At 62.6% G+C, this 20,700-nt stretch carries 21 protein-coding genes; 13 read left to right on the top strand and 8 right to left on the bottom strand.

The window, feature by feature from the left end; all coding sequences use genetic code 11:
* The first annotated feature begins 280 nt into the window (after positions 1–280).
* The gene (rhlE, locus tag CKW09_RS06965; protein WP_061797787.1) at positions 281–1,630 is read left to right on the top strand and encodes an ATP-dependent RNA helicase RhlE; all 1,350 of its coding nucleotides are present in this window, start codon (positions 281–283) and stop codon (positions 1,628–1,630) included.
* A 58-nt stretch (positions 1,631–1,688) separates the two neighbouring features.
* Here rhlE and CKW09_RS06970 read toward each other — a convergent pair whose 3' ends face one another.
* The gene (locus CKW09_RS06970) at positions 1,689–2,717 is read right to left on the bottom strand and encodes an HlyD family secretion protein (RefSeq protein ID WP_061797786.1); all 1,029 of its coding nucleotides are present in this window, start codon (positions 2,715–2,717) and stop codon (positions 1,689–1,691) included.
* Positions 2,718–2,719: 2 nt separating this feature from the next.
* On the bottom strand, positions 2,720–4,324 hold the full coding sequence (locus CKW09_RS06975; RefSeq protein WP_061797785.1) for an MFS transporter: 1,605 nt from the start codon (positions 4,322–4,324) through the stop codon (positions 2,720–2,722).
* Positions 4,325–4,484: 160 nt separating this feature from the next.
* Between CKW09_RS06975 and CKW09_RS06980 the strand changes: the two genes are divergently transcribed.
* The 4 genes from CKW09_RS06980 (at position 4,485) to dusC (ending at position 7,725) form a co-directional block, all read left to right on the top strand.
* Positions 4,485–5,264 (top strand): IclR family transcriptional regulator, encoded by a 780-nt coding sequence (locus tag CKW09_RS06980; RefSeq protein ID WP_061797784.1) that lies wholly within the window; start codon positions 4,485–4,487, stop codon positions 5,262–5,264.
* Between the two features lie 12 nt (positions 5,265–5,276).
* On the top strand, positions 5,277–5,726 hold the full coding sequence (locus tag CKW09_RS06985) for a universal stress protein (protein WP_061797783.1): 450 nt from the start codon (positions 5,277–5,279) through the stop codon (positions 5,724–5,726).
* A 26-nt stretch (positions 5,727–5,752) separates the two neighbouring features.
* On the top strand, positions 5,753–6,715 hold the full coding sequence (locus CKW09_RS06990; protein ID WP_095096321.1) for a D-2-hydroxyacid dehydrogenase family protein: 963 nt from the start codon (positions 5,753–5,755) through the stop codon (positions 6,713–6,715).
* Positions 6,716–6,795: 80 nt separating this feature from the next.
* Entirely contained in the window at positions 6,796–7,725 is a 930-nt protein-coding gene (dusC, locus tag CKW09_RS06995) for a tRNA dihydrouridine(16) synthase DusC (protein WP_061797780.1), read from the top strand.
* Positions 7,726–7,972: 247 nt separating this feature from the next.
* Here the strand turns inward: dusC and CKW09_RS07005 are convergent, their stop codons facing one another.
* Positions 7,973–8,737 carry an arylamine N-acetyltransferase family protein gene (locus CKW09_RS07005; protein WP_095096325.1) on the bottom strand — a complete coding sequence of 255 codons (765 nt, stop codon included), beginning with the start codon at positions 8,735–8,737 and terminating at the stop codon, positions 7,973–7,975.
* Between the two features lie 135 nt (positions 8,738–8,872).
* Between CKW09_RS07005 and CKW09_RS07010 the strand changes: the two genes are divergently transcribed.
* Positions 8,873–9,625 carry an SDR family NAD(P)-dependent oxidoreductase gene (locus CKW09_RS07010; RefSeq protein WP_061797778.1) on the top strand — a complete coding sequence of 251 codons (753 nt, stop codon included), beginning with the start codon at positions 8,873–8,875 and terminating at the stop codon, positions 9,623–9,625.
* Here the strand turns inward: CKW09_RS07010 and CKW09_RS07015 are convergent.
* Positions 9,610–10,506, bottom strand: a complete 897-nt coding sequence (locus CKW09_RS07015; RefSeq protein ID WP_095096329.1) for a LysR substrate-binding domain-containing protein — start codon at positions 10,504–10,506, stop codon at positions 9,610–9,612. The two genes, CKW09_RS07010 and CKW09_RS07015, sit on opposite strands and share 16 nt — an antisense overlap.
* 116 nt (positions 10,507–10,622) lie before the next feature.
* Here CKW09_RS07015 and CKW09_RS07020 point away from each other — a divergent pair, with 116 nt between their 5' ends.
* Positions 10,623–11,402 carry a HalD/BesD family halogenase gene (locus CKW09_RS07020; RefSeq protein WP_095096333.1) on the top strand — a complete coding sequence of 260 codons (780 nt, stop codon included), beginning with the start codon at positions 10,623–10,625 and terminating at the stop codon, positions 11,400–11,402.
* A gap of 40 nt (positions 11,403–11,442) precedes the next feature.
* Here the strand turns inward: CKW09_RS07020 and ansP are convergent, their stop codons facing one another.
* Together ansP and CKW09_RS07030 are read right to left on the bottom strand one after the other, a co-directional pair.
* Positions 11,443–12,909: an L-asparagine permease gene (gene ansP, locus CKW09_RS07025; RefSeq protein ID WP_061797804.1), complete on the bottom strand. Its 1,467-nt coding sequence runs from the start codon at positions 12,907–12,909 to the stop codon at positions 11,443–11,445.
* Between the two features lie 430 nt (positions 12,910–13,339).
* Positions 13,340–13,777, bottom strand: a complete 438-nt coding sequence (locus tag CKW09_RS07030; protein WP_061797774.1) for a PACE efflux transporter — start codon at positions 13,775–13,777, stop codon at positions 13,340–13,342.
* Positions 13,778–13,889: 112 nt separating this feature from the next.
* Here CKW09_RS07030 and CKW09_RS07035 point away from each other — a divergent pair, with 112 nt between their 5' ends.
* Both CKW09_RS07035 and CKW09_RS07040 read left to right on the top strand, forming a co-directional pair.
* A complete protein-coding gene (locus tag CKW09_RS07035; RefSeq protein ID WP_061797772.1) occupies positions 13,890–14,783 on the top strand; it encodes a LysR family transcriptional regulator in 894 nt (297 codons plus the stop codon).
* A gap of 77 nt (positions 14,784–14,860) precedes the next feature.
* Positions 14,861–15,484, top strand: a complete 624-nt coding sequence (locus CKW09_RS07040; protein ID WP_061797770.1) for a LysE family translocator — start codon at positions 14,861–14,863, stop codon at positions 15,482–15,484.
* Positions 15,485–15,486: 2 nt separating this feature from the next.
* Here CKW09_RS07040 and CKW09_RS07045 read toward each other — a convergent pair whose 3' ends face one another.
* Positions 15,487–16,050 carry a DedA family protein gene (locus CKW09_RS07045; RefSeq protein WP_061797768.1) on the bottom strand — a complete coding sequence of 188 codons (564 nt, stop codon included), beginning with the start codon at positions 16,048–16,050 and terminating at the stop codon, positions 15,487–15,489.
* A 50-nt stretch (positions 16,051–16,100) separates the two neighbouring features.
* Complete coding sequence (locus tag CKW09_RS07050; protein WP_095096336.1) at positions 16,101–16,778, bottom strand: DJ-1/PfpI family protein; 678 nt, start codon at positions 16,776–16,778, stop codon at positions 16,101–16,103.
* 91 nt (positions 16,779–16,869) lie between these two features.
* Here CKW09_RS07050 and CKW09_RS07055 point away from each other — a divergent pair, with 91 nt between their 5' ends.
* The 4 genes from CKW09_RS07055 (at position 16,870) to CKW09_RS07070 (ending at position 20,601) form a co-directional block, all read left to right on the top strand.
* The gene (locus tag CKW09_RS07055; protein ID WP_061797764.1) at positions 16,870–17,820 is read left to right on the top strand and encodes a GlxA family transcriptional regulator; all 951 of its coding nucleotides are present in this window, start codon (positions 16,870–16,872) and stop codon (positions 17,818–17,820) included.
* A 43-nt stretch (positions 17,821–17,863) separates the two neighbouring features.
* Positions 17,864–18,967 carry an adenosylhomocysteinase gene (locus CKW09_RS07060; protein ID WP_095096338.1) on the top strand — a complete coding sequence of 368 codons (1,104 nt, stop codon included), beginning with the start codon at positions 17,864–17,866 and terminating at the stop codon, positions 18,965–18,967.
* A 152-nt stretch (positions 18,968–19,119) separates the two neighbouring features.
* The gene (gene pbpG / locus CKW09_RS07065) at positions 19,120–20,049 is read left to right on the top strand and encodes a D-alanyl-D-alanine endopeptidase (RefSeq protein WP_061797762.1); all 930 of its coding nucleotides are present in this window, start codon (positions 19,120–19,122) and stop codon (positions 20,047–20,049) included.
* A gap of 153 nt (positions 20,050–20,202) precedes the next feature.
* Positions 20,203–20,601: a VOC family protein gene (locus CKW09_RS07070; protein ID WP_061797761.1), complete on the top strand. Its 399-nt coding sequence runs from the start codon at positions 20,203–20,205 to the stop codon at positions 20,599–20,601.
* Positions 20,602–20,700: the final 99 nt, after the last annotated feature.

Raw genomic sequence — 20,700 nt, forward strand, 5'->3', positions numbered from 1 at the left:
ATCAATCGTATGATTGACTTTATGCCAGATTGCGCAAAATGCAACCTTAAACCACGGGGTTTTTATGGTCATTCTTCAGACAATGCTGAATTTACGGCATATTGTGCTATCAGACCTTAAAGTTGCCTTTTCTTGTTCGACTTCTGCTACAATCGCCCGCTTGGTGCACTGCAGTTTGTGCCAATCCCTCGTGGTCATGCTTAATGTCCCGTCTGATCATCCTCCCAGGAAACTGCACCGAACACTGTTAGGTTAGGGGGGATCTGGAGTTTTTCTCTTTATGTCATTTGAAACCCTCGGCTTAAGTGCTGAAATTCTGCGCGCTGTTGAAGAACAGGGCTATCGCGAACCTACGCCAATTCAGCGTCAGGCTATTCCTGTCGTGTTGGAAGGTCGTGACCTGATGGCCAGCGCCCAGACCGGTACCGGTAAAACCGCTGGCTTTACCCTGCCGCTGTTGCAGCTGCTGAGCAAGCATGACCACCCGGTCAAAGGCCGCCGCCCGGTGCGCGCGCTGATCCTGACGCCAACTCGCGAGCTGGCTGCGCAGATCGGCGAAAACGTCGATGCCTACAGCAAACACCTGCGCCTGCGCTCGCTGGTGGTGTTTGGCGGCGTGAGCATCAACCCGCAGATGATGAAGCTGCGCGGCGGCGTCGACATTCTGGTGGCAACGCCGGGTCGCCTGCTGGATCTGGAACACCAGAACGCGGTTGACCTGTCCAAAATTGAAATTCTGGTGCTGGACGAAGCTGACCGCATGCTGGATATGGGCTTTATCCATGATATCCGCCGCGTGCTGGCCAAGCTGCCCGCCAAGCGTCAGAACCTGCTGTTCTCGGCGACCTTCTCCGACGACATCAAGGCGTTGGCCAACAAGCTGCTGCACAACCCGGCCTCGGTGGAAGTGGCGCGCCGCAACACCGCGTCCGAACAGATCGAACAAAGCGTGCACTTCGTCGACAAGAAGCGTAAGCGGGAACTGCTGTCGCAGATGATCGGCGAAGGCGACTGGAAGCAGGTGCTGGTGTTCAACCGCACCAAGCACGGCGCCAACCATTTGGCCGAACAGCTGAACAAGGACGGCATCACCGCCGCGGCGATCCACGGCAATAAAAGCCAGGGCGCCCGCACCCGCGCATTGGCCGATTTCAAAGACGGCAAGATCCGCGTGCTGGTGGCTACCGACATCGCGGCGCGCGGTCTGGACATCGACCAGCTGCCGCACGTGGTGAACTACGAGCTGCCTAACGTGCCGGAAGACTACGTGCACCGCATCGGCCGTACCGGCCGCGCGGAACGCACCGGCGAAGCGATTTCACTGGTGTGCGTGGATGAGCACAAACTGCTGCGCGATATCGAGCGCCTGCTGAAGCGTGAGATCCCGCGTATCGCTCTGCCGGGCTATGAGCCGGATCCGAGCATTAAAGCCGAGCCGATCATCAACGGCCGCCAGGGCGGCGGGCGCGGTGCGCCGCGCGGCAACGGCGGCGGTCAGCGCTCCGGCAACGGCGGCGGCAATGGCGGCCAGCGTGAAAACCGCGGCGGCGGCGCCCGTCCGCAGGGCGAAGGCCAACGCCGTTCGGGCGCGCCTTCGCGCCGCCCGCGCAGCCGCAAACCGGCTGAATAAGGCGTTATCCCTCGCTATCAAGCCACCGTTTCTACGGTGGCTTTTTTTTTTGCGCGCATCAGCGCATCTCGAGTTCCGGCACCACCGACATGCCGACGCGCAGGCGGGGCAATGCCGCTTGATTCGGCTCCAGCAGAATTTTCACCGGCAGGCGCTGCACCACCTTGGTGTAGTTGCCGGTGGCGTTGTCGGCGCTGATGGCGGCGAAGGTGGCGCCGGTCGCCGGCGCGATGCTGTCGACGTGGCCGCGCAGCGTTACGCCGGGCAGCGCATCCACGCTGACGGATACCGGCTGGCCGGCGGTCACGTTGGCCAGCTGGGTTTCCAGAAAATTGGCGACCACGTAGGTTTGCTGCAGCGGCACCACCGCCAGCAGGCGCGTGCCGGCGGAAACCCAGGCGCCCTGGCGCACGGCGCGCTGGCCGACGGTGCCGTCGATCGGCGCGATGATCTTGGTATAGGACAGGTTGAGCCGCGCCTGATCCACGCTGGCCTGGGAGGCGGCGATATCCGCTTCGGCCTGCTTTTGGCTGGCCTGCAACACGCCGACGCCTTTGCGCGCGGCGACGGTCGCCGCCTGATTTTGCTTCAGCTGCGCCGCCGCGGTCTGCATCACGGAGGCGGACTTCTGCTGTTCGTCGGCGGTGACGGTGCCGGTTTTCAACAGCCGGCGGTAGCGATCGGCATTCTGGCCCGCATAGTTGAGCGTGGCCTGGCTGGCGCTGACGGCCGCCTGCTGCTGAGCGATGTTCGCCTGCTGCTGATCAAGCTGGGCCTGAATGCTGGCCAGCTTGGCCTGGCTTATCTGCAGGTTGGCCTCGGCGGTTTCCAGCGCGACCCGGTAATCGCGATCGTCGAGGGTGGCCAGCACGTCGCCGGCTTTTACCTGCTGGTTATCGCTGACGTCAACGCTGCCGACATAGCCGGAAATCTTCGGCGCCACCAGCGTATAGTCGGCGAGCACCACGGCGTCGTCGGTGCGAAACTGGTGGCGGTTGAGCGCCGAACGCACAAAGAAAGCCACGGCCAGCAGCATCAGCAGCAGCAGCGCCAGGGTTAGGGTTCGTTTTGCAGGTGTGAAGCTCATGGTTATGATCCTGATGTTTTTGGAACGAGAGGCAACAGCGTCTGTGGCGGATAAACGCGCTTGGGCAGCCAGGCGGTCAGCAGAACAAACAGCAGGGCGCAGCCGATAATCAGCAGGTAGGCGTCGCTGATGCTGAGAAGGGTCGCCTGATGCCTGACCAGCGTCGAAAAATGACTGAGATTTTCCGTGGAGCTGACGCTGCCGTCGGGCAGCAGCGGCGCGCTGCCGCCGGCGTTTTGCGCGGTGTCGGCGGTCATCAGCCACGGGCGGTTACCCAGGCGATCGACCAGTACCTGCGAGTGAAACTTCTCACGATGGCTCATAAAGTTCTCGACCAGGCAGCCCGCCGCCACGCTGGAAAACCCGCGCACGCTGTTAAACATCGCCGAGGCGAAGGGGCCTTCCGGCGCCAGCACCGTGCTGGTGGAGGTCAGCAACACCGACAAAATCATCATCGGTTGGCCAAATGCCTGCATGATCTGCAGCAGCCAGAAGTTTTGCCGCGCCCAGTCGTCGGTCAGCTGCATGCCCAGCAGGCAAGAGCCGACGATCAGCGCGGCGCCGGCGGCCAGCATCCAGCGGCAGTCGATCCAGCGCAGATTCAGCAGGGCGGCGATAAACGGCGCTATCACCAGCTGCGGCAAGCCGATGGCCAGCGCCAGCGGCGCGAATTGCGCGGTGCGGAATCCCGCCACCTGCGAAAAGTAGAACGACGGCAGCAGCGAGCCGGACAGCGCCAGGAGCAGCACGCCCGCCAGCGTCAGCAAGCTGTAAGACAGGTTGATTCGCTGCAGCATTTGCAGTTTGAACAGCGGCAAGGGGTGAAACCACTCATTGATCAAAAACGTCGCCAGCAGCGCGATGGAAACCGGCAACATCAGGCTAATCAGCGGCGAATTAAACCAGTCGAGACGCTCTCCCTGCGTCAGCGAGAGGATCAACAGCGCCATGCCGCTGCAGCCGGTCAGCATGCCGAACCCGTCTATCTGGCGCAAACGCTCCAGGCGTAACGGATCCTGCGGCAAGCCCCAGCTCATCAAGCCAAAGGCGATCAGGCACAGCGGGATCGCCTGCCAAAAAATAAACTGCCAGCCCAGATTATCGGTCCACAGCGCCGCCAGCGGCGCCGCAACGTTGGGGCCAAAGGTGGCGGTGAGCGCGTAGGCGGCCAATCCGTAAAGTTTGATGCCCGGCGGCAAAAAGCGCAGCGCCACCGTCATCAGCAGCGGCGGCAGCGCGCCGCCAAACAGGCCTTGCACTATCCGCAGCGCAATAAACAGCGTGGGGTCAGAGAGCAAAGGCTGGATCACCGCGACCGCGGTAAAACCGCCGGTCATCACCAGAGCGAAACGGCGCAGCGAGAAGGTCACGGCAAACCAGGGCGCAACCATCATCGCCGCGACTTCCGCCGCCTGATAGGCCGAGATGATCCAGCTGCCCTGATCGTAACCGATGCCGATAGCCGCGCGAATATCCGCCAACGCCAAATCGCTTAGCCGATCATTCAGCCCCGAAGTCAGGGCGGCAATCAGCACCCCCAGCAGGCCTAATGCCAAGCGCAGGGTGAAAGGATGCGGTGCGGCGACGGGCGCAGGCTGAACATTCATAGCGTGACTCCAGAAACGAAACCAACGATGCACTGTATTGCATGGTGGTACAATGTGACGCATGCTACATTGTGATGCAATGTATTGCAATGCGGTACGGCGTGCCCGAATGAATAGAAAAATGTTACAGTGTGGGCCAAACGTCAGGAAGAGAAGCGCTATGTCTGAACCTTCAAGCTATTGCGATGATGAAAGGGCCGGCGGCATTCAGGTCATCACCCGTGCGGCGAAAATCCTCGATGCGCTGGGGGAAAAACCGAACGGCATGAGCCTGGGTGAAATCGCCGCGGCGGTCGATCTGCCGCGTTCTACCGTGCAGCGTATCGTCAACGCGCTGGATTCGGTGCAGCTGGTGCGCGGCGGCGCCGGCGGCGTGCGTCTGGGGCCGTCGCTGCTGCGGCTGATCGCCAGCGTGCACACTGAAATGGTGGCGATCGCCACCCCCTGGCTGCAGGCATTGAGCGACGCCACCGGCGAGACGGTTTCTCTGGGGCGAGCCAGCGGGCTGCAGCTGGCGGTGGTGCACTACATTGTGGCGGATCGGGAGCTGCGGGTGGTGCCGCGTATCGGCATGAACTTGCCGCTGTACAGCACCTCCGGCGGGCGGGCGCTGCTGGCGCTGAACAGCGATGATGCGGCGCGGGACCTGCTGGGCGAAGCCTACCAGGCGGTGACCGACTTGACCGTGCGCGATTTCCCGGCGCTGATGGAGCGCTTGGCCGAAATACGCCGCACCGGCCTGTCTTACGATCGGGAGGAAACGCTGGAAGGCGTCTCCACCATGGCGGTGGCCATCGACACCATTCTGGGGCGTTTCTCCATCAGCCTGTTGGTGCCCAGCAGTCGGTTAGCCAAGAATGAAGCTCGCTACCGCGAGGAAATCCTCAAGTGCAAAGAGGCGCTGATCGATGAGATTGGCAAAGGCGCGGCGCGAGATTAACGGGAGAAGACGATGAAAACGCTGTTGGTCGCGGTTGATAACTCCGCCACCGCCCGCAAAGTGATTGCATTGGCGGCCGAACAGGGGGCGGCCCAACGGGCGGCGGTAGTGGTGCTATGCTGTGTGGATCTCAGCTATTCCATGACCGGCCCCTTCGACATTACCCTCGGCGAAGATCCGGCGGATTTTGGCTGCGCGCAGGATGAACAAAGCGCCGCGGCCGCCGTAGTGCGCCAGGCGCTGAGCGAACTGAAGGAGGCCGGCGTCAGCGCGCGGGGCCGGGTGGTGGCCGGGGAACCGGCGGAAACCATCGTTGCCCAGGCTAAAGCGCTGAATGCCGCCATGATTATTATGGGCCGCCGGCATCTCTCACCCTTTAACCGTTTATTGCGAGGCTCGCACAGCGCTTCGGTGATAGAAAACGCCGACTGCCCGGTGCTGATCGACGTACGCGCCGATTGACCGCCTCCGCTTTTCCGGAGCCGAAGATGAAACTGAAGTGTGCAATTCTCGATGATTACCAGCAGGTGGCACTCGATATGGCGGACTGGTCAGCGGTGGCCGATCGGCTCGAGGTGTTCGCCATCGGCGCGCATTTTACCGATGAGGCGGAGCTGGCGGTGCACCTGCAGGACTGCGACATTCTGGTGATCATGCGCGAACGCACGCCGATAAGCGCCTCGCTGCTGGCGCGCCTGCCGAAGCTGAAGCTGCTGATCACCTCGGGCATGCGCAACGCCGCCATCGATCTGGCCGCCGCCGCCGAACGCGGCGTGGTGGTTTGCGGCACCGCCAGCGGCTCGGCCGCGCCGATGGAACTGACCTGGGCGCTGCTGCTCGGGCTGGCGAAGCATATCGTGCCGGAAAGCGTCGGATTGCGGAACAACGGCCCCTGGCAGCAGGCGTTGGGCGTCACGCTGCGGGGCAAAACGCTGGGCCTGTTGGGATTGGGCAAAATTGGCGGCCAGATGGCGCAGGTGGCGCAGGCGTTCGGCATGCGGGTGCTGGCCTGGAGCCAAAACCTGACGGCGGAACGGGCCGCACGGCACGGCGCCGAACTGGCGCCATCAAAACGGGCGCTGTTCGAGCAGAGCGACTTTGTGTCCGTTCACCTGGTGCTGAGCGAGCGCAGCCGCGGGCTGGTGGGGCGCGATGAGCTGGAGGCGATGAAAGCCACCGCCTACCTGATCAACACCTCGCGCGCGGCGATCGTCGATCGGGCGGCGTTGGTCGAGGCATTGCTGCAGGGGCGGATCGCCGGCGCCGGGCTGGACGTGTTCGAGACCGAACCCCTGGCGGCCGACGATGTTTTCCGCCGCCTGCCCAACGTGCTGGCGACGCCGCACCTGGGCTACGTGGCCGACGACAACTACCGCACCTACTTCCGCGAGGCGGTCGAGGACATCGAGGCGTTTCTCGCCGGCGAGCCGATACGCCGGTTGGAGCGCTGAGCGCTTTAATCCACTGAGAGGCTTGTCTGCCGCGGGCATTCGCCCGTATCATTGCGGGTCTTTTTTCAGCTGGGGTGATCATGCGCGTATTATTGGCTCCGATGGAGGGCGTTCTCGATTCTTTGGTGCGCGAATTGCTCACCGAGGTGAACGACTACGACCTGTGCATCACCGAATTCCTGCGCGTGGTCGATCAGCTATTGCCCGCCAAGTCGTTTTATCGTCTGTGCCCGGAGCTGCATCACGCCAGCCGCACGCCGTCCGGCACGCTGGTGCGGGTACAGCTGCTGGGCCAACATGCGCAGTGGCTGGCGGAGAACGCCGCCCGCGCGGTGGAGCTGGGCTCTTACGGCGTCGATCTTAACTGCGGTTGCCCGTCCAAGCTGGTCAACGGCAGCGGCGGCGGGGCGACGCTGCTGAAAGACCCGGAACTTATTTATCAGGGCGCCAAAGCGATGCGCGCCGCGGTGCCGGAGCATCTGCCGGTGACGGTGAAGGTGCGGCTGGGCTGGGATTGCGCCAGCCGCAGCCTTGAGATTGCCGATGCTGTGCAGCAGGCCGGCGCCACCGAGCTGGCGGTGCACGGGCGCACTAAAGAGGACGGTTACAAGGCGGAGCGCATCAACTGGGCGGCGATCGGCGAAATTCGCCGGCGCCTGTCCATTCCGGTGATCGCCAACGGCGAGATCTGGGACTACCGGAGCGCGCAGGATTGCCTGCGAACCACCGGCTGCGACGCAGTGATGCTGGGGCGCGGCGCGCTCAACGTGCCGAACCTGAGCCGGGTGGTGAAATACAACGAACCGCGCATGCCCTGGCCGCAGGTGGTGCAGCTGCTGCAAAAATACGTGCATCTGGAAAAGCAGGGCGATACCGGTTTATATCACGTGGCGCGCATCAAACAGTGGCTGGGGTATCTGCGTAAAGAATATGACGAAGCCACCGAGCTGTTCAGCGAAATACGCGCGCTGACAACCTCAGGCGATATTGCGCGGGTGATTTGTCGCTGACGAGAAATACCCAACCCGCACGCGGCGGGTTTGGTTTTAATTCGCCTTGTCGGGATCCGTGGTCGAGACGGTTAATTTCCATCTCGATATCCTGAATGGTCTTTTCCCGCCCTTCCAGGCTGGCGCCCTGTTTATTCGACAGTTCACCGATGGCTTCGGCAAATACCTTGCCGGTACAGGTCATAACTCATAGCGGTCAAGTTAATACGAGACGGGGAATATCCCCCGCGGATTGTCCGGCAGCGGCTCAGGCGTCCAGATCAATGGCGAAGTGGCGCCACAGCGCGTCGCGGCGTTGCCGCTCGGAATGCAGCGTCGTTTCGTGGCGCTGATGATCTTCGGTCAGGATCAGCTTGTTGTCGCTGAGCGTCACCCGGCCGTTTTCCGTGGGCCGCGAGCACACCAGCCGCTGGGTAAAATGCGATTCCGGCGAGCTGCTGTGGTAGTGGCACATGCCGTCGAACTCGCTCAGCGCCCGGGGTTGTACGGTAAAGCGGTACAGGGTTTTGGCGTGCGAGCTCCGATCGCCGTTGCGGCGCTCCAGCAGGTAATAGTCGCCTTCGCGCTCCAGATGGAAGGTGCCGCTGGCCTGGGGTTGCGGCTCGGCGGGGGCGATTTTCAACGGCGTCAGGAAGGAGTCGCCGAAGCCGACGTCCACCAGCCAGAATTGCCCCTCCAGTTCCACCCGCAGCGCCAGATGGTCGTAGGCCGGGCCGAAATGGCCGTCGCGGGCGCGGATCTCGCCGGAAATAAACTGGACGTCAAAGCCGATGTCCTGCAGCAGCAGGGCGAACATTTTGTTCAGCTCATAGCAAAAGCCGCCGCGGTTGCGATCGACAATTTTACTGAACAAAGCCTGTTCCTCAAGGTGGATGCCCTGCCGATAAATAATGCTCAGATTCTCGAACGGCACGCTCAGCATATGGCGGTGATGCAGCTGCTGCAGCGTGGTAAGGTCGGGTCTGGCGGCGCCTGCAAAGCCGATATGCTGCAGGTAGCGTTGTTTGTCCACGGCGTCTCTCGCATGAGGAAAAGTAGGCATAAGGTAGCGGGCTTTTTTCGCTTTGTGAGGGCAAAATGTGCTGCTGCCAGAAACTGACACTCGCCTGTTCTAGCCTTAATGCAGGCTTAAGCACGAGGAGGCGATATGCAGGATTTCGCGCATCGGGTAGCGCTGGTAACCGGCGCATCCACCGGCATCGGCGAGGCGGTTGCCGCCGAGCTGTTCCACCGCGGAGCGACGGTGATGATGACCGGCCGCCACCGGGAAACCCTGGCGGCGGCCGCGGCGAAAATTGATCCCAGCGAGCGGCGGGCGATCCCGCTGGTGATGGACGTGCGCGACCCGCAATCGGTGAGCCGCGGCATTGAGGGCACGCTGCAGCGCTGCGGCGGGCTCCATTGCCTGGTCAATAACGCCGGCATTACCGGGCCACATGAGGTGCCCATCAGCCAGTACGCCAACGAAGACTGGCGTGAGGTGATTGAAACCTGTCTCAGCGGGACTTTTTTCGGCATGAAATATGCGTTGCCGGCGATTGTCGCCAGCGGTGGCGGGGCGGTGGTGAACCTCTCTTCCGCCAACGGCGTGGTGGGCATCGCCGGGATTGCGCCTTATACCGCCGCCAAGCACGGCATTCTCGGCCTGACGCGCTCGGCGGCGTTGGAGTTTGCCGCGCAAGGCGTGCGGGTCAACGCCGTTGGGCCGGGTTATGTGGACACGCCGGCGATGGGGGAACTGCCGGCGCAGCTGCGCCGGCAAATGGCCGCATCGCACCCGATGGGGCGAATGGCGACCCGGGAAGAAGTGGCGAAAACGGTGGCTTTTTTGCTGTCGGACGACAGCAGCTTCACCACCGGCGCGTTCTACAGCATCGACGGCGGCTATACCGCGCGTTGACTCAGTGCCTGCAGCCAGCGCAGAAACGCCGCCGCGCCGGGTTTGTCCAGCGTGCGCTGCGGATAGACCACGTAGTAGGGCTTGCTGAGCGGCAGCGCCGGTTCGGCCAGCGGGACCAGCGCGCCGCTGGCCAGCTCGCGTTCGATCAGCCCGCGTTGGCCGAGCAGCGCCCCGCGCCCCTGCACGGCGGCGTCAATGGCCAGCGAGGTCAGGTTATAAGTCAGGCCGCGCCGCGGCGGCGGTTGCAGACCGGCGGCGCTGAACCATTCATGCCAGCCGGGCAAAAACTGGCTTTCCTTGCCCCAGTCCAGGTGGATCAGCGGGCGTTGCGTCCAGTCGCCCTGGCTGCGCAGATCCGGGCTGCACACCGGCTGCACCCGGTCCTGAAACAGCCGCACCTTCTCCAGCAGCGGGTAATCCTGATCGCCGAAGCACAGGGCGAAATCCGCCGCCGAGTGGGCGAAATCCACTGCGGCATGGGTGGCGTGCAGGCGCAGATCGCCATCGGGGCTGAGCGCCTGCCAGTCGCCGATCGCCGGGTTCAGCCATTTTGACGCCAGCGCCGGCAGCGCGAACACCGTCAGCGTTTGCTTGCCGCGCTGGCGATCGACATGCTGTTGCGCCACCCGCAGCGTCTCGAAGGCTTCCTGCACGTAAGCCAGATAGTCCGCCCCCTGTTCGGTCAGCGTCACGCCGCGTTTGGCGCGGATAAACAGCGGGATGCCCAAATGCTGTTCCAACTGGCGGATCTGCTGGCTGACGGCGGCGGCGGTGAGCGCCAGGCTGTCCGCCGCGCTGGCCAGGCTGCCGGTGCGGGCGGCGGTTTCGAACGCCAGAATGGCGCTCAGTTTGGGCAAACGCCCGCGGGACGGTGAGTTCATGGCAGGATTATCGTTAAGAATCGGTTAGCTTATCCATAACGTATTTTTGTTATGGCGGCAATGCGCCATTGGTTACAGTGGGGGGTATCCGGCCATCGCGCATCCAGGGGAATGTCATGCGGCAACTCGCTAATATTGTTGATTTATCCGTTAACCCGATCGGCGATCCGGCCTTTCGGACGCGCTGCAGGCAAACGCTGGACGCCGCCGGCGCGCTGGTGCTGCCGGGTTTTTTGAGCGCAGCGGCGCTGGCAACCGTGCGGCTGGAAGGGGCGGAGCACAGCCCCGCGGCGTTCTACGCCGCCAGCAAACACAACGTGTATCTGCGGCCGCAGGACGAAAGCCTGCCCGCCGGGCATGCGCGCAACCGGCTGGTGGTGTCGTCCAAGGGCTGCATTACCGATGAAGACATTCCGGCGCAGTCGCCGCTGCGCACCCTGTATGACGCACTACCGTTCCGTGATTTTCTCTGTGCGGTGCTGGGCGAGGAGCAGCTTTATCCCTATGCCGATCGGCTGTCGTCGATCAATCTGCATTACGCCCGTGCCGGGCAAGAATTGGGCTGGCATTTCGACAATTCGTCGTTCGCCATTACGCTGCTGATACAGAAGCCCGAAGCCGGCGGGCACTTCGAATATGTGGAAAACCTGCGCGACGCCGACGGCGGCGAGATGAACTACGCCGGGGTGACGCAGGTGCTGGACGGCCGGCGGGCGGTGAAGCGATTGGCGATCGGAGAGGGGGACCTGGTGCTGTTTCGCGGGCGCAACGCCATGCATCGGGTGACGCCGACCGAGGGTAACGCTACCCGTATGCTGGTGGTGCTGGCCTACAACGCTCAGCCGGGCATCATGCTGTCGGAAAGCGCCAGAATGACCTTCTACGGCCGGCTGTAGCGGATAAAAAAAACCGCCCCGGTTGGGGCGGCTCGCGGGGTTAGTGCGTCGATTGCTCTTCGTGAGCCTGCTGTTCCAGCTTCACCTCCTGCGCGCGCTTGCGCAGGCCGAACCAGCCCAGCGTCAGCAGCACCGCCAGCACCGGGATGGTGGCGATGGTCCAGGTGCCGTTCGGGTAGTCGAACGCCATCATGACAACCACCGCCAGCAGGAACGCCAGCGTCAGCCAGGAGGTGAACGGCGCGCCGGGCATTCTGAAGGATACCGGCTGGGCGCGGCCTTCGCGCACCGCTTTGCGCAGGCGCATTTGGCAGACGATGATAAACGCCCACGAGGCGATGATGCCCAGCGAGGCGATGTTCAACACGATCTCGAACACCCGCGAAGGCACCAGATAGTTCAGCACCACGCCGATCACGTAGATGCCGCAGGTCACCAGGATGCCGGCGTAGGGCACCTGCTGGCCGCTCATTTTGGCCATGAACTTCGGCGCCGAGCCGCCCATCGCCAGGGAGCGCAGGATGCGGCCGGTGGAGTACAGGCCGGAGTTGAGGCTGGACAGCGCCGCGGTCAACACCACGATGTTCATGACGGTGCCGATGTATGGCACGCCCAGTTTGCTGAAGAAGGTAACGAACGGGCTCTGGCCCGCCTGATAGGCGTTCCACGGCAGCAGCAGCACCAGCAGCACCACCGAACCGACGTAGAACAGGCCGATGCGCCAGATGACGCTGTTGATGGCCTTCGGCATCATTTTGGCCGGATCCTTGCATTCGCCGGCGGCGGTGCCGATCAGCTCGATGCCGGCGAAGGCGAAGATTACCCCTTGCACCAGCACCAGCGCGGGCAGCAGGCCGTGCGGGAACATACCGCCGTTTTCGGTGATCAGGTGCAGGCCGGTGGTGTGGCCCGCCACCGGGGTGCCGGTGCCGAGAAACACCACGCCCACCACCAGGAACAGCGCGATGGCGACCACCTTGATCAAGGCAAACCAGAATTCCATCTCGGCGAACCATTTCACGCCGATCATGTTCATGGTGGCGACCACCCCGAGGGCGCAGAGCGCGAACAGCCACTGCGGCACGTCGGCGAAGGTGCCCCAATAGTGCATGTAAAGCGCCACTGCGGTGATGTCGACGATGCCGGTCATCGCCCAGTTCAGGAAATACATCCAGCCGGCGACGTAAGAGGCTTTTTCGCCGAGGAACTCACGGGCGTAAGACACGAAGCTGCCGCTGGAAGGGCGGTGCAGCACCAGCTCGCCCAGCGCGCGCAGAATAAAGAACGAGAAAATCCCGCACACCAGATAGACCAGCGCCAGTGCCGGCCCGGCCAGTTCCAGCCGCCCGCCGGTGCCGAGGAACAGACCGGTGCCGATCGACCCGCCGATGGCGATCATTTGTATTTGCCGGTTGCCCATGCTCTTGTGATAACCGGATTCATGGGAGTCTAACCAACGTCTTCTGGCTGCGTGCTTGTCATGCGCAGACTTTTTATCTGATTGCATCATCCGTCCTGTTTACCTGTCTATGGTTAACCCTGCTCGAAGAGCAAACGATTGCTACCGCCAATCGTTATGAGAATGAGGTCGTGGCATCATTCTGTTGTTTATTGTGTGTACAGCCGCCATGAAATAACGGCGAGGCATGCTACCTTTTCTCCGTAAATGTGGCAAAAAAACCTGCGTATAAATCGTGAGCAATTGTGTTTATTTTTTAATCCATATATAAAAGAATATATTATTCAATAAGATGTATAAATCTATCAATACGGAAATAGCGAGGAATAAAAAGTGATTAAAATCACAAAATAATAATTACCGTGCAAATTACAGGGAGTTGTTCTTATATTTCGCGGGATGAAATAAGAGCGGAAATATTGGCGCGCCTGCCGAGGTAAAGAGGGTTTTACGGCAGGCGCGTTGTGCGGGGGAGGATTCAGGCCGATTCACCGGCCGGCAGGGCCGAGGCGGGCAGGCCAAACAGCCTGTCGAACGCCCAGTTGAACAGGAAGGTGTAGCACGGGATGATGACGATCAGCGCCATATCCAGCAGCAGCGCCTGCCACAGCGTAATGCCCATCCACCAGGCGATCAGCGGGATCAGATACATCACCAGCGTCAGTTGAAAACCCACCGCATGCAGGATGCGCCGCTTGAGCGTGCGGGTGCGCGAAACCTGGCGGCTTTCCCAGCTTTCATACAGCGAGTTGTAAATAAAGTTCCAGCTGACCGCGATGCTGGTGATCACCACCGCCAGCGGCCCGGTGCTGCTGGGCGCATGGCCCGACAGCAGCGCCAGCCCAAGCGCCGAGATCGCCATGCCGATGATTTCGTAGGCGGTGACATACACCAGTTTGCGTTTAACGCCTTGCATTGTTTTCTCCTGACTTATTTTTTGTTGTCTGTTTGGCGACGACGGCTAAGATAGCGTCAATCGTATTGATAGAAAAAGTCAGGAGCTGTCAGATATTCTGACAGGTAACGCAATGAATTTTTCCAGTGACAACATCGAGCTGTTTCTGGCGGTGCTGGATCGCGGATCGTTTTCCGCCGCTGCGCGTTCGCTGCGGCGAGTGCCTTCCGCCGTCAGCATGGCGATCGCCAACATGGAGGCGGAGCTCGGCTTCCCGCTGTTCGACCGTTCGCACCGCGAACCGACGCCGACCGCGCTGGCATTGGCGCTGGCGCCCCATGCGCGGCTGATCGCCGACCAGCTCAGGCAGCTGCAGGTGCACGCCATCGAGCTCTCTCAGGGGCTGGAAAGCCGACTTTCGATCGGCGTGACGTCGGACATCAACGGCGCCGGGCTGTTGGCGGCGGTGAAAACCCTGTCGCAGCGCTACCCGCTGCTGGATATCGAGGTGCTGACCGCGCCGCAGGATGAGGTGTTGCATATGCTGCATCAGGGCCGGGTGAGCGTTTGTCTGGCGTTCGGCGGGCTGAACGTCAACAGCGCGGAGCAGTTTCATTTCGTCGGCGCCGAATCGCTGGTGGCCACGCTGTCGCCGCAGCATCCGGCGCTGAGCGGTGCGGCGGATGAGCTGTTTCTGGAAGATCTGGTCAACGTGCGGCAGATCATGGTGGCCAGCCGCGATCTGCCGATGGTCGATCTGCGGCCGCGGGTGGCGGAATCTTATTGGCGCACCGACAGCCTGCCGATGGCGTTGAACATGGTCGAGGCCGGATTGGGCTGGGGCAATTTCCCGCTGTCGCTGACCGCGCCGCTGCTGGCGCAGGGGCGACTGGTGCGACTGAAATTCAAGAATACCAAGAATGAGCTGCGCCTGCCGATGCACCTGATCTGGCTGAAAAGCCGGCCGCTGGACAAGGCCGCCCGCGAGCTGGTGGCCCTGATGCGCGATGCGCCGCCGGCGGCGTGACGTCCGCGTACCTGTTGCTTTTATTTTCATCGCTGCGCTACCTTGAACGACGTGACTATCACGAGGCAGAGGGCAAGATGAACGAGACGCTGTTATCGGTATTGAGCATTACCGGCGCGATCGCGCTGGGGGCGATGAGCCCGGGGCAAAGCTTTATTCTGGTGGCGCGCACCGCGGTGGCCTCTTCGCGCCGCGCCGGCATGGCCGTCGCCCTGGGGATGGGCGTCGGCTGCTTTATCTTCGCGCTGCTGGCGTTGCTGGGCTTGCAATCGTTGCTGTTGGCGCTGCCCTGGCTGTACGGCACGCTCAAGCTGTTGGGCGGCGCCTATTTGATCTACCTGGCGTTCAACATGCTGCGCGGCGCCAGCCGTCCGTTGAACGTAGAGGCGGTTGGCAGCCGGCCACTGGGCATGCGCAAGGCGTTCACCACCGGCCTGCTGACCCAGTTGGGCAACCCGAACACCGCCATCGTGTTCGGCAGCGTGTTCGCCGCGCTGCTCAGCCACGAGATTTCGCCGCTGATGTATCTGCTGCTGCCGACGATCGCGCTGACGGTGGACGTGCTGTGGTACGCCTTTGTGGCCTTCGTGCTGTCTTCGCCGCGCCCGCGCCGCATCTATCTGCGCTTCAAGGCCTGGTTCGATCGGCTGAGCGGCGGCGTGCTGGCGCTGCTCGGGCTGAAGCTGATGCTGAGCCGCTAGCGTTAATCGGCATGGCGGCGGCGCCACCAGAAGCGCAGCAGCAAAATCACCGCGATCGCCAGCGCGACGAACAGCAGGCTGGAGAGTTTTTTGTCGAGACCGCTGACGAAACCTTCGATCGCCTGACCGCCAAAATAGCCGAGCATGACGAAGATGCTCGCCCACAGGATGGCGCCGAAAACGTTCAGCGGCACGAAACGCGACGGCGGCAACCTGCTGGCGCCGATCAGCACCGGGCCGATAATGCGGAAGCCATACATAAAACGCACGCCGATCACGAACAGCATCGGATGGCGTGCAATTAATTTTCTGGCGCGGGCGATGCGTTTCTCTTGCCCCTTCAGCCGGGAAATCACCCGTCCTTCATAGCGACGGCCGAGGAAATACAGCAACTGATCGCCCAGCGTGCCGCCCAACGCCACCACGGCGATCGCCAGCGGCCAATGCAACAACCCTTCATGGGCGGCGATGCCGCCCAGCAGGGTGATGGTTTCCCCCTCAGCCAGACAGCCGATAAACAGTGCCCAGTAGCCATATTCCGTAATGTAATGGGCCAGATCGGTCATCGCTCACTCCTTATGTGACTGACGCATAAGAGCAAGTATACGCCCGATCGTCACCCCTGGGCTAACAGCGCCACCTGTTCCCGCCGCAGCCGCAGGCTGTCCGCCATTTGCGCCTGAACCCTGGCCAGAATGTGCGGCGGCGCCAGCTCCGGTGTGCCGCCCTGGAACGGCGGCGCCGGGGCGTATTCCAGATACAGCTGGATCATCTGCGCGGTTTCCTCGTCATGCAGCTCGGCGATCAGCGCCAGCGCGAAGTCGATGCCGGCGGTGACGCCGCCGCCGCTGATCACGTTGCCGTCGCGTTCCACGCGCGCGCTGCTGGGGATGGCGCCGAACAGCGCCAGGCTGTCGCGCATCGACCAGTGGCAGGCGGCGCGTTTGCCCTGCAGCAGGCCGGCGGCGGCCAGGATCAGCGAACCGGTGCATACCGAGGTCAGGTAGCGCGCATCCGGGCCGAGCCGACGAATTTGCCGCATAAAACGCGCATCCTGCAGCGCCTGGACGCAGCCGCCGCCGCCCGGCACGCACAGTACGTCGCAGCGAGTCACCTCCTGCAACTTTTGCAGCCGGGTGAAATGCAGGCCTTCCGAGGCGATATCGGCGCCGTCCACCGAGGCGACGATAATTTCCGCTCCCGGCATGCGGCGCAAAAACTGTAGCGGACCGGTGAAGTCGAGCTGGGTAACGCCCTGATAGATAGGAAAAACAATCACTAATGGTGCAGACATGACATTCGCCTCAGTTTTGTAGTTTGACCTGGTTAATAATAGCCGCCATGATTTTGGCTGATATGACGGATAACCCTCAAAAAGCGCCATCATGAAAACTATCGGCTTCGTGGTTTTTCCCGGTTTTAACCTGTTGGATTTCGCCGGGCCGCTGGCGGCGTTCGACAACGTCAACCAGTTCACCGACGCGCCGGCCTATCGCTGCCTGGCCATTTCGCCGCAGGGCGGCATGGTGGCCAGTTCGGCCGGGGTAGAGATCGCCACCCGGCCCTGCGACAACGCCCGTTTCGATACGCTGGTGGTGGCCGGCGGGCGCGGCAACGAGGCGGCGGCGCAGTCGTCGTTGCTGGCGGATTTCTTGCTGACCCAGCGCCGGCGGACGCGCCGTATCGCCAGCGTTTGCACCGGCGCGTTTATTCTGGCGGCCTGCGGGCTGCTGGACGGCAAACGCGCCACCACCCATTGGTACCATGCGGCGCAGCTGCAGCAGCGCTATCCGCGTATCCGCGTCGACAGCAATCGGATCTTCATTCGTGACGGCGATATCTGGACCTCGGCCGGCATCAGCGCCGGCATAGATCTGGCGCTGGCGCTGATTGAGGACGATTTGGGGGAGACGGTCGCCGCCGGCGTGGCGCGCCAGCTGGTGGTGTATCACCGCCGCCCCGGGGGCCAGTCGCAGTATTCGTTGCTGCTGGAGCTGAACCCGTCGTCCGATCGCATTCGCGCCGCGCTTTCCTTCGCGCGTGAACGCTTGCGGCAACCGCTGGCGGTGGCGGATCTGGCCGCCGCCGCCTGCCTGAGCGAGCGGCAGTTCGGCCGGCTGTTCCGCGCCGAAACCGGGCAGACGCCGGCCAAGGTGATCGAACAGCTGCGGGTCGAGGCGGCCAGGTTGCGCATCGAAGAAGGCAGCGAGGCGCTGGAAACGATTGCCCGCGCGGTGGGCTTCAGCGATCCGGAACGCATGCGGCGGGCGTTTATTCGCCTGTTTGGCCTGTCGCCGCAGGCGATCAGGCGGCTCAGCCGACGGGCCGACCAATAATTCTGCCGTGCCCCGACGGCGCGGCGCAATAGAGGAGCAACGGATGTATCAGGATTTTGAGAGCGAGTTGACCTGGGCGATGCGCCATATGCCGCGCACCCGCGCGGCGGTGGCGGCGCTGCCGGACCTTAACGGCGTGCGGCTGGCGTGCAACATGCACCTGGATCTGAAAATGGCGCCGCTGGTGGCCGGCCTGCTGGACAAGGGCGCGGCGGTTTACCTCACCACCTGCAACCCGACCACGGTACAGGACGACGTGGTCGCCTGGCTGGAGCGGCGGGGCGCGCAGGCACACGCCTGGCGCGACATGAGCGCCGCCGACTGGTCGGCGTCTTTCGATCGCGCGCTGGCCTGGCGGCCGACTCACCTGTGCGAAATGGGGGCGGATCTGACCGCTCGCCTGCACCAGAGCGCCGGCGGGCCGCAGATTATCGCCGGTCTGGAGGCGACCGGTTCCGGCATCAGCCGCCTGAACGGCATGGCGCCGCGTTACCCGATCTTCAACTGGGACGACCTGCCGGTGAAAGAGGGGTTGCACAACCGCCATATGGTCGGCCTGACCGCCTGGCATACCTTCTTCCAGACCACCCACCTGACCCTGCATGAAAAGTCCGTGCTGGTGATCGGTTACGGGCTGGTCGGGCAGGGCGTGGCTGCGGCGGCCAGGGCCTACGGCGGCCAGGTGACAGTGGCGGAAATCGATCCGGCGCGGGCGCTGCAGGCGCGGTATGACGGCTGGCCGGTGGTCGACCTGGCGGCGGCGGTGGGCCAGGCGGACGTGATCGCCACCGCCACCGGCGCGAAAAACGTGCTGTCGGCGAGCCATTTGCAGCAGGCGAAGGACGGGGCGTTTATCCTCAACGTCGGCCACGTGGCGGAAGAGATCGACGTCGCTTTCCTGCAACACCTGCCGCACAGCGAGCCAATGCCGTTTGTTAACGCTTACCAACTGGCGGGGAAAACGCTCTATTTGCTGGCCAACGGCTCGATGTTCAACCTGACGGCGGGCTACGGCGACAGCCTGAACGCCTTCGACGTGACGCTGGCGGTGATGGCGGCCGGCATCGGCCACATCGTCGGCGCCGGCGCGCAGCAGCAAGCCGGTTTGTACCTGCTGCCGCAGTCGGCATGGCAACCCGCGCTGTAACTTTTCAATCGCGGGCGCTGGTCCCTGAGCGCCCGCGGTTTGCGTCGTTTTTGCGCCGACAGAATTTGTCACAAATGCGACGCATAATCCCAGTGCCAAGCGCCGAACCCTCACATATAATCCGCTAAGTTCAAGCCCCCCATTTCAGAGTAATGCATGTGAAAATACGTGTTTTGGTACTAACCCTGCTCGCTTTGCAGGCGGGCGCAGGCTTCGCGCCGCGCGCGCTGGCCAGCGACAACGCCGCGGCCACGCACGCCACCCAGCCCGAGCTGGCGTCCGGCAGCGCCATGGTGGTGGATATGCAGACCCACAAGGTAATGTATGCGCGCAACCCCGACGAAGTGGTGCCGATCGCCTCGATCACCAAGCTGATGACCGCGATGGTGACGCTGGATGCCCATTTGCCGCTGGACGAGATGCTGTCGGTAGACATCCACCAGACGCCGGAAATGAAAGGGGTCTACTCGCGGGTGCGTCTGAACAGTGAGATCAGCCGCAAGGACATGCTGCTGCTGGCGCTGATGTCTTCGGAAAACCGCGCCGCCGCCAGCCTGGCGCACCATTATCCGGGCGGTTACAACGCCTTCATCAAAGCGATGAACGCCAAGGCCAAATCGCTCGGCATGACCAACACCCATTACGTGGAGCCGACCGGGCTGTCGATTCATAACGTCTCGACCGCGCGCGACCTGACCAAATTGCTGATCGCCACCAAGCAGTATCCGCTGATTGGTCAGCTCAGCACCACCACCGAACGGACGGCCAGCTTCAAGGATCCTAACTATCAGCTGCCGTTCCGCAACACCAACCACCTGGTGTATAACCCGAAATGGAACATTCAGCTGACCAAGACCGGCTTCACCAATGAAGCGGGCCACTGTCTGGCGATGCGCACTATGATCGGCAGCCGCTCGGTGTCGCTGGTGGTGCTGGATGCGTTCGGCAAATATACCCATTTTGCCGACGCCAACCGCCTGCGCAGCTGGATTGAAACCGGCAAGGTGACGCCAATCCCGGCCGCCGCCCGCGACTACCGCCGCCAAAAAGACGCCCGTCTGGCGAAAAACGAAACCGAGTAATCCGCTCACGGCCTGCCGCCCTTGCCGCGGGCCGCTTGATGACAAATCCTCTCTCGCGATGGCCATCACATCCTGCGCGCCAATATCGCCGGTGCGCAGCTGCGTTTATCCGCTATCCTCCATTAATGCCACATCGTTAGCGGAGCAAACCCGATGAGCCAGGTTTCAACCTTTGTGATGTTTCAGGGCGCGGCCCAGCAGGCGATCGCGCTGTATAGCGAGCTGTTTGAACGCTTCAGGGTGACGCAGCTGCAGCACTATGACGAGACGCCCGACGGCAAGCGGCTGATTAAACACGCCACCATCGATTTTGATCGGCAGAACCTGGTGTTTATCGACAGCCCGATCAGCCACGATTTCAGCTTTACCCCGGCGGTTTCGCTGTTCGTCAATCTGGCCAGCGAAGCCGAGCTGGAGCGGGTGTTCGCCCGGCTGGCGGAAGAGGGCAAGGTGCTGATGCCGCCGGATGATTACGGCTTCAGCGCGCGTTTCGGCTGGCTCAACGATCGCTTTGGCCTGTCCTGGCAGCTGAACGTGCCGGCAGCGGGATAGAGGCAAGACGGCATCCGGCCTGATTTTTTTAGCCGTGCCCTGCGCTGCCGAATCCCATCGCCGCGCCTTTTATGCTATTAAATGTCAAGGGGATCTGCG

Source organism: Serratia ficaria (assembly GCF_900187015.1).
GTDB classification, from domain to species: domain Bacteria; phylum Pseudomonadota; class Gammaproteobacteria; order Enterobacterales; family Enterobacteriaceae; genus Serratia; species Serratia ficaria.